The following is a 14,765-nucleotide window of genomic DNA, read 5'->3' on the forward strand; positions in this document are numbered from 1 at the left end:
GGCCTCTGCAAGGAGGCCCGGGTCGGCACCACGACGGGCACCACAATCCTTGCGTAAAGGCGGATGATGTACGCGTGAGTCGTGGACGAGTGATGCCGATGTTTGACCTGAACGACCTGTATCTTTACGCCAAGGTGGTGGAGCACGGCGGGTTCGCCCCTGCCGGACGCATCCTGGACTTGCCCAAGTCACGCTTGAGTCGTCGCGTGGCCAAGTTGGAGGAGCGCCTGGGCGTGCGCCTGATCCAGCGCTCGACACGGCAGTTCGCGGTCACCGAAGTGGGCCTGGAGTATTACCACCATTGCCTGGGCATGCTCGAACAGGCGATCGCCGCCGAGGATGCGATCGAGCGCAATCGCCTCGAGCCACGCGGCATCGTCCGCCTGGCCAGCAGCACGGCGCTACTGGATTCGCGCCTGGCGCCGATCCTGGCGCGCTTCATGGCCCAGTGTCCGGTGGTGGAACTGCTGGTGAAAAGCTATAACCGGCGGGTCGACGTCATCGGCGAGGGCTTCGATCTGGTCTTGAGCGTGCGCCACCAGCCGCTGCAAAGTAGCGAGTTGATCATGCGCCGGCTGGCGCCGAGTCGGCATTGCCTGGTGGCTGCTCCGAGCCTGCTCGCTGAACATGGCCAGCCGCAAACCCCCGCGCAACTGCCAGCGCTGCCAAGCCTGTGCTGGGGCATCAATGTGCACGACTACACCTGGGATCTGGTCGGGCCGCAGGGCACCGAAGCCTCTATCGAGTTTCGTCCACGGCTGGTCTCGGACGATCTGGCCGTGTTGCGCGAAGGTGTCCTGGCCGGTGTTGGCGTAGCGCTGCTGCCTGAGGAGGCGGTCAGCGAATACCTGGCCAACGGCCGGCTGGTGCATGTGCTGGAGGGCTGGGCGCCACGCGAAGGCGAGGTGGTGGCGCTGTTCCCTTCGCGGCGTGGTCTGATGCCGGCGGTGCGCAAGCTGATCGACTTTCTCGCCGAGGCGTTCGAGCAGGAGCAGCTTGGGCCGTTTGCTGCGAATACCTCGGCGGTTGAGTCTGTCAGCCCTGCGCCATCTCGCGCTCGCTGAGCGCGGGTTTATCTCGCTTCGAGGTGCTCGCCGACCAGGCCGCCAATACCGCAGCCACTGCGGTCAGCAGGGCACCCGCCCAGGGTGTGGCGGTGAGGCTTGCGCCCGTGATCACCAGGCCGCCGACCGCTGTGCCCACACCCACTCCCAGGTGCATGGCAGACAAGTTAAGGCTCATGCCTGCCGGGAAAGTCTGCGCCCCGCGGCTGGCGAGGTAGCTTTGCACCACCGGCGAGACCATCCAGCTCACACAACCCCAGAGCATCATCATCGGAAGGAACAGCCACGGCGTTGCCGCGCCCAAGCGGAGAATCAGTAGGCTGGCCAGGTACAGCAATGGGGTAAGCAAAATGGCTCGGTTGGCGCCCAATCGGTCGGCCATCCAGCCGCCGACATAGCCCCCCGAGACGCCTGCAATGCCGAAGGCGGCAAACACTGCAGCCAGCCATTGGGTGGGGATCTGCCCAACCTGCAGGGCGTATGGGGCAAGGTAGGCGAAGACTGTGAAGTGTCCGGCGATCATCAGCAGCGAGACAAGCTGAGCGGCGAGCAGGCGCCCGTTACCCAGGTGCTGCAGATACATCCGCGGCGCAACCCGCTCACTGCCCTCAAGCGCGGGCAGCGCTCGCCATGTCAGCAGTAGCACGGCGCAGGCGAGCAGCGCCAGGCCAATGAAAACGCCGCGCCAGCCGAGGGCGTCGCACAACAGCATGCCTATCGGCACGCCCAGCACCAGCGAGCCACTGATACCCATGAAGATCACGCCGATGGCTCGACCTCGCAGGGCGTCGGGCACCATGCGGGTGGCCATCAGGGTGCAAGTCAGGCAGGTCAGCGCGCTGGTCGCCGCCATGCCGATGCGAGCGGCGACCAGCAGGCCGTAGCCAGGGGCCAGGGCTGCGATCAGGTTGAATATTGCGAACAGGCCCAGCGCCGCGCACAGCAGGCCGCGCAACGGGAAGCGGCGGGTCAGCAGGGGGGAGAAGGGGGCTGCTGCGGCGAATGCCAGGGAGAAGACTGTAGTCAGTTGCCCGGCGACCCCCAGCGGCACGTCGAGCCCGTCGACCAGGGCCGGCAAGATGCCGATAGTGATGTTTTCTGCCATGCCGGTGACGAAGGTCGCCAGGGCCAGAAGCCAGATACGTGCGCTCATGTGTGCTCCGATGTGCAAGCCGGTGTGGGCCGGACCTGCTGGCCCGACGGTCGACCGGCAGAGGGTCAAGACCATCGGGTTTCGAGGCAGCGCTTCGGTTATCCCGCTTCAGTTACGCCTTCAGTGTAGTGCTTTGCGTGAGGGCGTCGCGTATTACAGCCGAATCAGACGTTGAAGCGGAAGTGCATCACGTCGCCATCTTTGACGACGTAGTCCTTGCCTTCCAGACGCCATTTGCCGGCTTCTTTTGCACCGCCTTCACCCTTGTACTGGATGAAGTCGTCATAGGCCACCACTTCGGCGCGGATGAAGCCTTTCTCGAAGTCGGTGTGGATCACGCCGGCCGCTTGCGGGGCGGTGGCGCCGACACGTACGGTCCAGGCACGTACTTCCTGCACGCCGGCAGTGAAGTAGGTTTGCAGGTTGAGCAGTTCGTAACCTGCGCGGATCACCCGGTTCAGGCCAGGCTCTTCCAGGCCCAGGGCCTCGAGGAACATGTCTTTCTCTTCGCCGTCGTCGAGTTCAGCGATCTCGGCTTCGATCTTGTTGCACACCGGCACCACCACTGCGCCTTCTTCTTCGGCGATGGCGCGGACTACGTCCAGGTGCGGGTTGTTGTCGAAGCCGTCTTCAGCGACGTTGGCGATGTACATCACCGGCTTGCTGGTCAGCAGGTGGAAGCCACGGATCACGGCTTTCTCGTCGTCAGCCATGTTCTTCATCAGGCTGCGCGCAGGCTTGCCTTCGGTGAAGTGTGGGATCAGTTTTTCCAGGATGGCTTTCTGCGCCAGGGCATCCTTGTCGCCGCCCTTGGCGTTACGGGCAACCTTCTGCAGTTGCTTCTCGCAGCTGTCGAGGTCAGCGAAGATCAGCTCCAGGTCGATGATCTCGATGTCGCGCTTGGGGTCGACGCTGTTGGAAACGTGAATCACGTTCTCGTCTTCAAAGCAGCGCACCACGTGGGCAATGGCGTCGGTCTCGCGGATGTTGGCCAGGAACTTGTTGCCCAGGCCTTCACCTTTGGAGGCACCGGCTACCAGGCCTGCGATGTCGACGAACTCCATGGTGGTCGGCAGGATGCGGTTAGGCTTGACGATCTCGGCCAGGGCAGCCAGGCGCGCATCGGGCATCGGGACGATGCCGCTGTTCGGCTCGATGGTGCAGAAGGGGAAGTTCTCAGCCGCGATGCCGGATTTGGTCAGCGCGTTGAACAGGGTGGACTTGCCGACGTTGGGCAGGCCGACGATGCCGCAATTGAAACCCATGGAAATTCCCCTCTAGGTAATATCAGGCCTTCTGGCCGTGCAGCTCGCGCATGGCCTTGGCGAAGTCGCCGGCGAGCACGTCCGGCAGCACGCCGAGGGCAAAGTCGATGCTGGCGTCGAGCTTGTCCTGTTCAGCGCGCGGTGCGCGGCCGAGGACGAAGTTGGAGACCAGCTTGGCGTCACCTGGGTGGCCGATGCCGAGCCGCAGGCGATGGAAGTCGTTCTGGTTGCCGAGCTGCGCGATGATGTCGCGCAGGCCGTTATGCCCGCCGTGGCCGCCGCCCTTCTTGAGCTTGGCGACGCCGGGAGGCAGGTCGAGTTCGTCATGAGCCACCAGAATCGCTTCCGGCTTGATCCGGAAGAAATTGGCCAAGGCCGCCACGGACTGGCCGCTACGGTTCATGTAGGTGGTGGGGATCAACAGACGAACGTCGTTGCCCTGATGGCTGAATTTAGCCGTCAGGCCGAAATATTTGCGGTCAGCAGTCAAGGAGACACGCTGGGCGCTAGCAATGCGTTCAACGAAAAGAGCCCCTGCGTTATGCCGGGTCTGTTCGTATTCGGGGCCGGGGTTACCCAGGCCAACGATCAACTGGATGGCGGTCACGTAGGGGCTCTTCCTTGGAGTTGGTGGGTTACAGCGCTGGGCACTGTAACCCGGTCAACACCGGCGTGCCGAGTAGATTACTCAGCAGCGCCTTCTGCAGCTTCCGGCGCAACACGCGGAGCGTGAACGTTGGCAACAGCTTTGTCATCACCGTGGGCCAGAGCGACGAACTCTACGCCTTTCGGAGCTTTCAGGTCCGACAGGTGGATGATGGTGCCGATTTCAGCGTTAGCCAGGTCGACTTCGATGAACTCTGGCAGGTCCTTGGCTTCGCAGGACACTTCGATCTGCGACTCAACGTGCGAGATCTCGCCGCCTTTCTTGACCGGTGCTTCTTCGTTGATGAAGTGCACTGGAACAACAGCAGTCAGCTTCTGGCCAGCAACGACGCGAATGAAGTCAGCGTGCATGATGAATTGCTTGGCTGGGTGACGCTGCATGGCTTTAACGATGACGTTTTGCTTGGTGCCGTCAACGTTCAGCTCGATCACGTGGCTGTAAGCAGCTTCGTTTTCGAACAGTTTGGCGATTTCCTTGGCCACGATGGTCAGGGATTGCGCTTCTTTACCGCCACCGTAGACAACGGCAGGGATGCTGGCGGAGTGACGCAGGCGGCGGCTCGCACCTTTCCCCAGGTCAGTACGCGCTTGAGCGTTCAGGATGAAATCAGTCATTTTGTTTCTCCAAAATAGCCATCTCCCGCAGGCGTTTGCGACCAGCGCCAAACGGGGTGGGCAAAAAAGCCCCGCCCCAACAGCGAGTGTTGGGGCGGGGCGCTTTTCGTCAACGTGTGTTCCGCTTAGCGGAACATCGCGCTGATCGATTCTTCGTTGCTGATGCGGCGGACCGCTTCAGCGACAACCGGTGCGATATCCAACTGGCGGATACGGTCACAGGCTTGAGCAGCGGCGGACAGCGGGATGGTGTTGGTCACCACCAGCTCGTCCAATACCGACTTCTCGATGTTCTCGATCGCTCGGCCAGACAGAACAGGGTGCGTGCAGTAGGCGTAAACCTTGGCAGCGCCGTGCTCTTTCAGGGCCTTGGCCGCGTGGCACAGGGTGCCGGCGGTGTCGACCATGTCGTCTACCAGAATGCAAGTGCGTCCTTCGACGTCGCCGATGATATGCATCACTTCGGAGTGATTGGCCTTTTCACGGCGTTTGTCGATGATACCCAGATCGACACCCAGCGACTTGGCAACAGCACGTGCACGCACGACGCCGCCGATGTCTGGGGAGACGATCATCAGGTTCTCGAAACGCTGGTCTTCGATATCGTCGACCAGTACGGGCGAGCCGTAGATGTTGTCGACAGGAATATCGAAGAAACCCTGGATCTGGTCAGCGTGCAGGTCGACGGTGAGAACACGGTCGATACCCACGACAGTGAGCATGTCAGCGACAACTTTGGCGCTGATGGCTACACGTGCCGAACGCGGACGGCGGTCCTGGCGGGCGTATCCGAAGTAAGGAATCACGGCAGTGATTCGGGAAGCTGAGGAGCGGCGGAAGGCGTCGGCCATCACTACCAGTTCCATCAGATTATCGTTGGTCGGAGCGCAGGTCGGCTGAATAATGAAGACGTCTTTACCGCGGACATTTTCATTGATCTCAGTGCTGATCTCGCCGTCGGAGAATTTACCGACAGAGACGTCACCGAGAGGGATATGCAGCTGACGTACGACACGCCGAGCCAGATCGGGGTTAGCGTTCCCCGTAAAGACCATCATCTTGGACACGCGCAGTACCTGAAGGCTGAGGGTATACCTGGATGAGTATAAGGAAAATGGCAGGGGCGGCTGGATTCGAACCAACGCATGGCAGGATCAAAACCTGCTGCCTTACCGCTTGGCGACGCCCCTGTATCTGTTGCTGCGAGTGCTTGGCACTCGACTTCTAGAGCAGACTTTGTAGCTGTTGATGCAACATCGAAATATTGCTTCCTTTCGCCACAAACCCTGTTTGGGTCTCTGAAAGAAGGGCCAGAACTTTATCAGCTTCGGCTTTGCTTGGGAAGGCCCCAAACACACAACTTCCAGTGCCGGTCAGTCGAGCTTCAGTGTATTTACCCAGTAGATTCAACGCATTGCGAACTTCTGGATAACTTTGCTCTACCACCGGTTGGCAGTCATTTCGACTGTTTCCCTCGGGAACGGGGCGCATCTTAAGGGGGAGGGAATCACGTGTCAACTGCGGATGTGAAAAAATTTCCGCTGTGCTGACAGACACTTGCGGCACCAGCACGACATACCACGGCTGTTCTGGATTGACCGGGGTCAGCTGTTCACCGACGCCTTGGGCGAACGCTGCGTGACCGTGGACGAACACTGGCACGTCGGCGCCCAGGCTCAGGCCCAGCTGGGCCAGGCGATCGGCATCCCAGCCCAGTTGCCACAGATGGTTCAGGCCCAGCAAGGTGGTGGCGGCATCGGAACTGCCGCCGCCGATGCCGCCGCCCATGGGCAGGATCTTGTCCAGCCAGATGTCGACGCCCAGCGTACAGCCTGATTGCGCTTGCAGTTGGCGGGCGGCGCGCACGATCAGGTTACTGTCGTGGTCGACCCCGTTAATTGCGGTTTGCAAACGCACCTGGCCGTCCTCGCGCACGGCGAAGGTCAGGTGGTCGGCGTAGTCGAGGAATTGGAAAACGGTTTCCAGCTCGTGATAGCCATCTGCGCGGCGACCGATGATGTGCAGCCAGAGATTGAGCTTGGCCGGGGCAGGCAGGGTGAGCTTATCCACAGATCAATGCCCCAGCTGGCGTGGTTGCCAGTCTTTGACCACCAAGGTCACGTCGATATCTTTGCCGTGCAACTTGAGGCGTTCGGGTAGCCAGTAGCCGTTTTGCTCGGTGTAGCTCAGGTACTGCACCTGCCAGCCGTCTTGGCTGAGGCTGGCCAGGCGGCTGTCATCGCCCAGGGTCAGTTGGCTCTTGCTGTCAGGCGCGGGCAGGCCGCGCACCCACCAGACCAGATGGGAGACGGGCAACTGCCAGCCCAGTTGTTGTTCGAGCAGAACCTCCGGGCTGGGGGCTTCATAGCGGCCCTGATTGGCCACTTCCAGCACTACGCCGCCGGGGCGACCGGTCAGCCGCGCCGCGCCACGGCCGAGCGGGCCGGCCAGGCGAATATCGTAATAGTCCTGGCGTTGCAGCCAGAACAGGGTGCCGCTGCCGGAGTCTTTGGGCGCACGGATACCGACCTTGCCGTTGATCTGCCAGCCGTCGAGGGTGCTCAGCTGAGCTTTGTGCTCACGCCACAGCTTTGGGTCGCCCTGGCCGTGCAAGGCTTCGCGAGAACCGAAGCCGGCGCAACCGGCCAGCAGGGCGATCAGGGTAAAGGTGATGCAATGACGCAGAAACATGGCTTAAAGGGTCTCTGATCCGGTCAGGCGCAAGACGGTCTTGCGCAGGATGGTGCTGTCGGGCTGGGCTTGGAAGGCTTTGGCCCAGACCTGGCGGGCTTCACGACGTTTGCCGTTGGCCCAGAGCACTTCGCCCAGGTGGGCGGCCACTTCATGATCGGGGAAGCGCTCCAGGGCCTGGCGCAGCAAGCGTTCGGCCTCGTCGAGGTTGCCCAGGCGGTAGTTGACCCAGCCCAGGCTGTCGAGTACGGCGGGGTCATCGGGGGTCAGCTGATGGGCTTTTTCGATCAGCTGCTTGGCCTCGGCATAGCGGGTGGTGCGGTCGGCCAGTGTGTAGCCCAGGGCGTTGATGGCCATGGCGTTTTCCGGCTCGCGAGCGATGATCGCGCGCAGGTCTTTTTCCATCTCGGCAAGATCGCCGCGCTTCTCCGCCAGCATGGCGCGGGTGTAGAGCAGGTTGAGGTCGTCCGGGTAACGCTTGATCGCTTGCTGCAGTACCTGGTCGGCTTGCGCGTCCTTGCCGTTGTTGCCGTAGCTCTCGGCTTCGATCAGGTACAGCTGGATGGCGTAGTCCGGTTGCGCTTCGCGGGCTTCGGCGAGCAGGCGCGAGGCTTCGCTGCCGCGGCCATTGGCAATCAGGATGTCAGCCTGGCGCAGTTGCGCCGGCAGATAGTCTGGGCCGGTGCCGACCAGGGCGTACTCGCGCAGCGCCGCTTCAGGGTCGTTGCGCTCCTCGCGGATGCGTCCCAGGTTCAGGTGCGCGGCATCGACGTTGCTGTCGCGCTCGACCAGCTCTTGCAGGTAGCCCTCGGCTTCGTCCCAGTCTTTGTTCTCCAGGCACACCAGCGCCAGCGAGTAACGCAGCTCGTCATCCTCCGGGTACTGCTGGAGCATGCTTTCGAATTCGGCCTTGGCGTCGCCGATGCGATCCTGTTCTACCAAGGTGCGGGCGTAAGTCAGGCGCAGGCGTTTGTCGTCGGGATTGTCGCGAATGGCCCCGCGCAGCAGCGGCAAGGCCTCCGAGCCACGGTCCAGGGCTTGTAGCAGGCGAGCGCGAAGCAGGATCGGGGCGATTTCGCCGTTTTGCGGTGGGTGCGCCTCGAGCAGCGACAGCGCTTCTTCAGCCTTGCCGTCCTGATTGAGCAGCAGCGCCTTGCCGAACACCAGTTGGCCGTTATTGGGGTATTTGACCAGCAGCCGTTCGAAGCTTTGCATCAGGCCGTCACGGGTGCTTTGGTCGGTTTCGGCGGCAGACAGGGCGAGGAAGTCGAAGTGAGTATCGCCTTGGCCTTGCAGGACTTTTTCCATGTAGGTCATGGATTCGTCATAACGCCCGGAGCGTGCCAGCTGGATTGCGGCGGCGCGCTGCGCATCGAGGTTCTGCGCGTCATTGCGCGCCCAGATCAAGGCGGTATCCAGGGCCGGTTCGTCAGCCCCGAGGTACTCGGCGATGCGGTAGGCGCGTTCGGAAACGGCGGGGTCTTGGGTTTTCTCGGCCTGATCGACGTAGTTGGCCAGGGCGATGTCGAAGCGGTTGCGCTGGCCGGCCAGCTCCGCTACCAGCAGGCTGTAGACGGTTTCCTGCTTGAACGATCCGTACGCCACGGGCTTTTCCTGCTCGGCCTTGGCGGCCACAGACGACTGCGCCTCGCTGTCTTTCGGGGCCAGGCTCTGGCAGCCCTGGAGCAGGGCGAGGGTAAGCAGCAGTGCGTAGGATCTATTCATAGATGAGGCTTAGAAGTGCTAACCGGCGGTCGGAGCATGATGACACAAGCGCAGTGGCAAACCCACCTGCGAAGGCATGCTGTTCATTTCAGGATTACTGTGTTTGCGGCTGGGTATGGCCGCAATCTATTAGGACAATAGCGAACGGTGGTTGTTCTGAATCCTGCGAAGTAGGACAATTATCGGCTTCACGTCACAACCAGCGACCTTGCATGGCCTTTCTTGCACTTGGTATCAACCATAAGACTGCCTCGGTAGACGTACGCGAGCGCGTGGCGTTTACGCCAGAGCAGCTGGTCGATGCCCTGCAGCAGCTTTGCCGACTGACCGCCAGCCGTGAGGCGGCGATTCTTTCGACCTGCAACCGCAGTGAGCTCTATATAGAGCAGGACCACCTGGCAGCCGATGCTGTGCTGCAATGGCTGGCCGAGTACCATAAGCTGAGCCTCGACGAGCTGCGCGCCAGTGCCTACGTGCACGAAGAGCACGACGCCGTGCGGCATATGATGCGGGTCGCCTCCGGGCTCGACTCGCTAGTGCTTGGCGAGCCGCAGATTCTTGGCCAGATGAAATCGGCCTACGCCGTCGCTCGCGAGGCTGGCACCATTGGTCCGCTGCTTGGCCGGTTGTTCCAGGCCACCTTCAGCGCCGCCAAGCAGGTGCGCACCGACACCGCGATCGGCGAGAACCCGGTGTCGGTGGCGTTTGCCGCAGTCAGCCTGGCCCGGCAGATCTTCAGCGACCTGGGCCGCAGCCAAGCGCTGCTGATCGGTGCGGGCGAGACCATCACCCTGGTCGCCCGCCATCTGCATGAACAAGGTGTGCGGCGCATCGTGGTGGCCAACCGGACGCTGGAGCGCGCCAGCATTCTTGCCGAACAGTTTGGCGCGCATGCCGTGCTGCTGGCCGACATCCCCCAGGAATTGGCCAACAGTGACATCGTCATCAGTTCGACCGCCAGTCAGTTGCCGATCCTCGGCAAAGGGGCGGTGGAAAGCGCCTTGAAACAGCGTCGGCACAAACCGATCTTCATGGTCGACATTGCCGTGCCGCGCGATATCGAGCCAGAAGTTGGCGAATTGGACGACGTCTACCTGTATACCGTCGACGACCTGCACGATGTGGTCGCGGAAAACCTCAAGAGCCGCCAGGGCGCGGCCCAGGCCGCCGAAGAGCTGGTCTCGGTGGGCGCCGAGGATTTCATGGTACGCCTGCGCGAGCTGGCCGCGGTGGATGTGCTCAAGGCCTACCGCCAGCAGAGCGAGCGCCTGCGCGATGAAGAACTGCAAAAGGCCCAGCGCCTGCTAGCCAACGGTGGCAACCCGGAAGATGTGCTGGCCCAGCTGGCTCGCGGTCTGACTAACAAACTCCTGCACGCGCCCAGCGTGCAGCTGAAAAAGCTCTCGGCCGAGGGCCGCGTCGATGCGCTGGCCATGGCCCAGGAACTCTTTGCCCTCAATGAGGGCTCCACGGACAAACCCCCGCAATGAAAGCGTCGCTGCTGAACAAACTGGACATTCTCCAGGATCGCTTCGAGGAACTCACCGCCCTGCTGGGCGATGCCGAGGTCATTTCCGACCAGACCCGTTTTCGTGCCTATTCGCGCGAGTACGCCGAAGTCGAGCCGGTGATCACTGCTTTCAAAGAGTGGCGCAAGGTTCAGGACGACCTCGAAGGCGCGCAAGCGCTGCTCAAGGACAGCGACCCGGACCTGCGCGAAATGGCCGTGGAAGAGGTGCGCGAGGCCAAGGATCAGTTGGCCGCGTTGGAGGTTCAGTTGCAGCGCATGCTGCTGCCCAAGGACCCTAACGACGGGCGCAACGTGTTCCTGGAAATCCGCGCTGGCACTGGCGGTGACGAGGCGGCGATTTTCTCCGGCGATCTGTTCCGCATGTACTCGCGCTACGCTGAAAAACGCGGCTGGCGCCTGGAGATTCTCTCCGAGAACGAAGGCGAGCACGGCGGCTACAAGGAAATCATCGCCCGGGTCGAAGGCGACAATGTCTACGCCAAGCTCAAGTTCGAGTCGGGCGCGCATCGCGTACAGCGTGTGCCAGAGACCGAATCGCAGGGGCGTATCCACACCTCGGCGTGCACCGTGGCGGTACTGCCCGAGCCGGATGAGCAGGTGGCGATCGAGATCAACCCGGCCGACCTGCGTGTCGACACCTACCGTGCTTCTGGCGCCGGTGGTCAGCACATCAACAAGACCGACTCGGCGATCCGTATTACCCACTTGCCCACCGGGATCGTGGTCGAGTGCCAGGAAGAGCGCTCGCAGCACAAGAACCGTGCTCGCGCCATGTCCTGGTTGTCGGCCAAGCTCAACGACATTCAGACCAGCGCTGCGCAGAACGCGATTGCCAGCGAGCGCAAGCTGCTGGTCGGCTCCGGTGACCGCTCCGAGCGGATCCGCACCTACAACTATCCACAGGGCCGAGTCACCGATCACCGCATCAACCTGACCCTGTACTCGCTCGACGACATCCTTGCCGGTGGCGTCGAAGCTGTGATCGAACCGTTGCTGGCCGAGTACCAGGCCGATCAATTGGCCGCCCTGGGGGAATAATGACCATCATCGCCAGCCTGCTGCGCAACGCGCAGCTGCCCGACTCCCCGACCGAACGGCTGGATGCCGAGCTGCTGCTGGCTGCCGCCCTGGGCAAGTCGCGCAGCTACCTGCACACCTGGCCCGAGCGAATCGTCAGCAGCGAGGCGGCGCAAGTGTTCGCCGATTTCCTCGGCCGCCGTCGCGCCGGTGAGCCGGTGGCGTACATTCTTGGTCAGCAGGGCTTCTGGAAGCTCGATCTTGAAGTGGCGCCGCATACCCTGATTCCCCGTCCAGACACCGAGCTGCTGGTGGAAACCGCCCTTGAACTGCTGCCTGCGACCCCCGCACGAATGCTCGATTTGGGCACCGGCACGGGCGCCATCGCCCTGGCCCTGGCCAGCGAGCGACCGGCTTGGCAGGTGGTGGCAGTGGACCGTATCGATGCGGCGGTGGCCCTGGCCGAGCGTAACCGCCAGCGTCTGCAGCTGAACAATGTCCACGTGCGCACCAGCTACTGGTACGACGCCCTGGACGGCGAACGTTTTGACCTGATCATCAGTAACCCGCCCTACATCCGTGCCGAAGATCCGCACCTGGTGGCTGGCGATGTCCGCTTCGAACCGAGCAGTGCCCTGGTGGCGGGCCAGGACGGGCTGGATGATCTGCGCGTCATCATTGCCCAGGCCTCAGGACACCTGCTGCCGGGCGGCTGGCTGCTGCTCGAGCACGGCTACGATCAGGCCGCAGACGTGCGTGAGTTGCTCAGCCAGCAGGGTTTCGGTGACGTTTGCAGCCGGATTGACCTGGGCGGCCATGAGCGCATCTCCTTGGGGCGCCTGCCATGCTGAGTGACCAGGAACTGCTGCGTTACAGCCGGCAGATCCTGCTGGCCCAGGTCGACATCGACGGCCAGTTGCGGCTCAAGCAAAGCAAGGCGCTGGTGGTCGGCGTGGGTGGGCTCGGCTCGCCGGTGGCGCTGTACCTCGCGGCAGCGGGTGTCGGCGAACTGCACCTGGCTGACTTCGATACGGTCGACCTGACCAACCTGCAACGCCAGATCATCCACGACACCGACAGCGTTGGCCTAGGCAAGGTGGATTCGGCGATCAAGCGCTTGCAGGCGATCAATCCTGAAATCACGCTGGTCGCTCATCGCCAGGCGCTGGATGAAGATTCACTGTCGGCTGCGGTGGCAGCGGTCGACCTGGTGCTGGACTGCTCCGACAATTTCACCACCCGCGAGGCGGTCAACGCCGCTTGCGTGGCGGCTGGCAAGCCACTGGTCAGTGGTGCGGCGATTCGTCTGGAGGGGCAGCTTTCGGTATTCGATCCGCGCCGCGAAAACAGCCCGTGCTACCACTGCCTGTATGGCCATGGTAGCGAAGCCGAGCTGACCTGCAGTGAAGCCGGCGTGATCGGCCCCTTGGTGGGGCTGGTGGGCAGCCTGCAAGCGCTCGAGGCATTGAAGCTGCTCGCCGGCTTTGGCGAGCCGTTGGTCGGCCGCCTGCTGCTGATCGACGCGCTGAACACGCGCATGCGCGAGCTCCGGGTCAAGCGCGACCCTGCGTGTGCAGTGTGCGGCACTCGCCATGGCTGATCGTTCGGCGCCAGTGGGCGTGATGGATTCGGGGGTCGGCGGTCTGTCGGTACTCGCCGAGATCCAGCGCCTGCTGCCCAACGAGTCGCTGTTGTATGTGGCTGACAGCGGGCATGTGCCGTATGGCGAAAAGTCTCCCGATTACATCCGCCAGCGCTTGCGCCATATCGCCGGGTTCTTCCAGCAGCAAGGCGCCAAGGCCATGGTCCTGGCCTGCAACACGGCTACCGTGGCCGCAGTGGCCGACCTGCGCGAGCTGTATCCCAGCTGGCCGCTGGTGGGCATGGAGCCTGCGGTCAAGCCCGCTGCTGCGGCGACCCGCTCGGGCGTGGTCGGGGTGCTGGCCACCACCGGCACCCTGCAGAGTGCCAAGTTCGCCGCCTTGCTCGATCGCTTTGCCAGTGATGTACGGGTAATCACCCAGCCATGTCCGGGCCTGGTCGAGTGCATCGAGGCGGGTGACTTGTTCAGCCCCCAATTGCGCCAGCTGCTGGCTGGCTACGTGCAGCCGCTGCTCAGGGCCGGCTGCGATACCTTGATTCTCGGTTGCACCCACTACCCCTTCTTGCGTCCGCTGCTGGCCGAAATGGTGCCGGCCGATGTGGCGATCATCGACACCGGCGCTGCGGTGGCGCGGCAGCTGCAACGGCTGCTGGCCGAGCGCCAGCTGCTGGCCGACGGCCCGGCCCGCGATACGGCGTTCTGGAGCAGTGCGGACCCGGAAAATCTGAGAAAAATCCTACCCTTGCTGTGGAAGAAGTCCGACAGCGTGCAAAGCTTTTCGATGTAAAAAAAGTGTGAAAAGCCACGCAGAAAGCTGAACTATCGTACAGCTGCCGATTTCTATTGCTTTGCCTGTGAGGGCGAAACACTAACAACAGCATCAGGAAAAAGGACGTTTCTCATGAAGAAACTGCTTGGTTTGGTGGCGGCTGCCGCCTTGACTGTGGGGCACTTGGGCGCGGCGCAGGCCGCTGATGTTTCTTTCTCGGTGGGGCAGACCGGCGATTCGACCATGGTCTACCGGTTGGGTCTGCAGTCGAATTGGGATGCAAGCTGGTGGCAGACCAGTGTCGGTCGCCTAACCGGCTATTGGGATGGGGCGTACACCTACTGGGATGGCGATCAGACCGCGAGCAACCATAGCCTGTCGTTCGCGCCGGTATTCGTCTACGAGTTTGCCGGGGACTCGGTCAAGCCGTACATCGAAGCGGGAATCGGCGTGGCGGCGTTCTCCAGCACTGAACTTGAAAGCAATGAGCTGGGTTCCTCCTTCCAGTTCGAGGACCGCATCGGCTTTGGTTTGCGCTTTGCCGGCGGGCATGAGATTGGCGTGCGCGCCATTCATTACTCCAACGCCGGGATCAAGCAACCCAACGATGGGGTTGAGAGCTATAGCCTGCACTACCGCATGGCACTTTAGGTTCGCTGGGGCCGC

15 protein-coding genes and 1 tRNA gene are annotated in these 14,765 nt (G+C 62.5%); 7 read left to right on the forward strand and 9 right to left on the reverse strand.

What is annotated here, in order from left to right; all coding sequences use genetic code 11:
* Window positions 1–98 precede the first annotated feature (98 nt).
* On the forward strand, window positions 99–1,064 hold the full coding sequence (locus tag OIU19_RS08950) for a LysR substrate-binding domain-containing protein (protein ID WP_264234721.1): 966 nt from the start codon (window positions 99–101) through the stop codon (window positions 1,062–1,064).
* Here the strand turns inward: OIU19_RS08950 and OIU19_RS08955 are convergent.
* From OIU19_RS08955 to OIU19_RS08995, 9 genes are all read right to left on the reverse strand, one after another.
* A complete protein-coding gene (locus OIU19_RS08955; RefSeq protein ID WP_264234722.1) occupies window positions 1,036–2,217 on the reverse strand; it encodes an MFS transporter in 1,182 nt (393 codons plus the stop codon). The genes OIU19_RS08950 and OIU19_RS08955 overlap by 29 nt on opposite strands.
* Before the next feature lie 164 nt (window positions 2,218–2,381).
* On the reverse strand, window positions 2,382–3,482 hold the full coding sequence (gene ychF, locus OIU19_RS08960; RefSeq protein WP_264234723.1) for a redox-regulated ATPase YchF: 1,101 nt from the start codon (window positions 3,480–3,482) through the stop codon (window positions 2,382–2,384).
* Window positions 3,483–3,504: 22 nt separating this feature from the next.
* Window positions 3,505–4,089, reverse strand: a complete 585-nt coding sequence (pth, locus tag OIU19_RS08965) for an aminoacyl-tRNA hydrolase (protein WP_264234724.1) — start codon at window positions 4,087–4,089, stop codon at window positions 3,505–3,507.
* 77 nt (window positions 4,090–4,166) lie between these two features.
* Entirely contained in the window at window positions 4,167–4,763 is a 597-nt protein-coding gene (locus OIU19_RS08970) for a 50S ribosomal protein L25/general stress protein Ctc (RefSeq protein ID WP_264234725.1), read from the reverse strand.
* Window positions 4,764–4,888: 125 nt separating this feature from the next.
* Entirely contained in the window at window positions 4,889–5,830 is a 942-nt protein-coding gene (locus tag OIU19_RS08975; protein WP_099773531.1) for a ribose-phosphate pyrophosphokinase, read from the reverse strand.
* A gap of 48 nt (window positions 5,831–5,878) precedes the next feature.
* Window positions 5,879–5,953, reverse strand: a tRNA-Gln gene (locus tag OIU19_RS08980).
* Between the two features lie 34 nt (window positions 5,954–5,987).
* Window positions 5,988–6,833, reverse strand: coding sequence for a 4-(cytidine 5'-diphospho)-2-C-methyl-D-erythritol kinase (gene ispE, locus OIU19_RS08985; RefSeq protein ID WP_264234726.1), 846 nt, complete (start codon window positions 6,831–6,833; stop codon window positions 5,988–5,990).
* Window positions 6,834–6,836: 3 nt separating this feature from the next.
* Window positions 6,837–7,454, reverse strand: a complete 618-nt coding sequence (lolB, locus tag OIU19_RS08990; protein ID WP_264234727.1) for a lipoprotein insertase outer membrane protein LolB — start codon at window positions 7,452–7,454, stop codon at window positions 6,837–6,839.
* A gap of 3 nt (window positions 7,455–7,457) precedes the next feature.
* Complete coding sequence (locus OIU19_RS08995) at window positions 7,458–9,179, reverse strand: tetratricopeptide repeat protein (protein ID WP_264234728.1); 1,722 nt, start codon at window positions 9,177–9,179, stop codon at window positions 7,458–7,460.
* 212 nt (window positions 9,180–9,391) lie between these two features.
* On the opposite strand from OIU19_RS08995, the gene hemA reads away from it, so the two are divergent.
* The 6 genes from hemA to OIU19_RS09025 all read left to right on the forward strand — a co-directional run bounded on the left by hemA (window position 9,392) and on the right by OIU19_RS09025 (window position 14,750).
* A complete protein-coding gene (gene hemA, locus OIU19_RS09000; protein ID WP_186554195.1) occupies window positions 9,392–10,669 on the forward strand; it encodes a glutamyl-tRNA reductase in 1,278 nt (425 codons plus the stop codon).
* A complete protein-coding gene (gene prfA / locus OIU19_RS09005; protein ID WP_264234729.1) occupies window positions 10,666–11,748 on the forward strand; it encodes a peptide chain release factor 1 in 1,083 nt (360 codons plus the stop codon). The genes hemA and prfA overlap by 4 nt, the downstream gene beginning before the upstream one ends.
* Window positions 11,748–12,578 (forward strand): peptide chain release factor N(5)-glutamine methyltransferase, encoded by an 831-nt coding sequence (gene prmC / locus OIU19_RS09010; protein WP_264234730.1) that lies wholly within the window; start codon window positions 11,748–11,750, stop codon window positions 12,576–12,578. The genes prfA and prmC overlap by 1 nt, the downstream gene beginning before the upstream one ends.
* Window positions 12,572–13,327: a molybdopterin-synthase adenylyltransferase MoeB gene (locus OIU19_RS09015; RefSeq protein ID WP_264234731.1), complete on the forward strand. Its 756-nt coding sequence runs from the start codon at window positions 12,572–12,574 to the stop codon at window positions 13,325–13,327. The genes prmC and OIU19_RS09015 overlap by 7 nt, the downstream gene beginning before the upstream one ends.
* Complete coding sequence (murI, locus tag OIU19_RS09020; protein WP_264234732.1) at window positions 13,320–14,117, forward strand: glutamate racemase; 798 nt, start codon at window positions 13,320–13,322, stop codon at window positions 14,115–14,117. The genes OIU19_RS09015 and murI overlap by 8 nt, the downstream gene beginning before the upstream one ends.
* Window positions 14,118–14,231: 114 nt before the next feature.
* Complete coding sequence (locus OIU19_RS09025; protein ID WP_264234733.1) at window positions 14,232–14,750, forward strand: acyloxyacyl hydrolase; 519 nt, start codon at window positions 14,232–14,234, stop codon at window positions 14,748–14,750.
* Window positions 14,751–14,765 lie beyond the last annotated feature (15 nt).

It is taken from the genome of Pseudomonas sp. BT-42-2, from assembly GCF_025847435.2.
Classification (GTDB): Bacteria; Pseudomonadota; Gammaproteobacteria; order Pseudomonadales; family Pseudomonadaceae; genus Aquipseudomonas; species Aquipseudomonas urmiensis.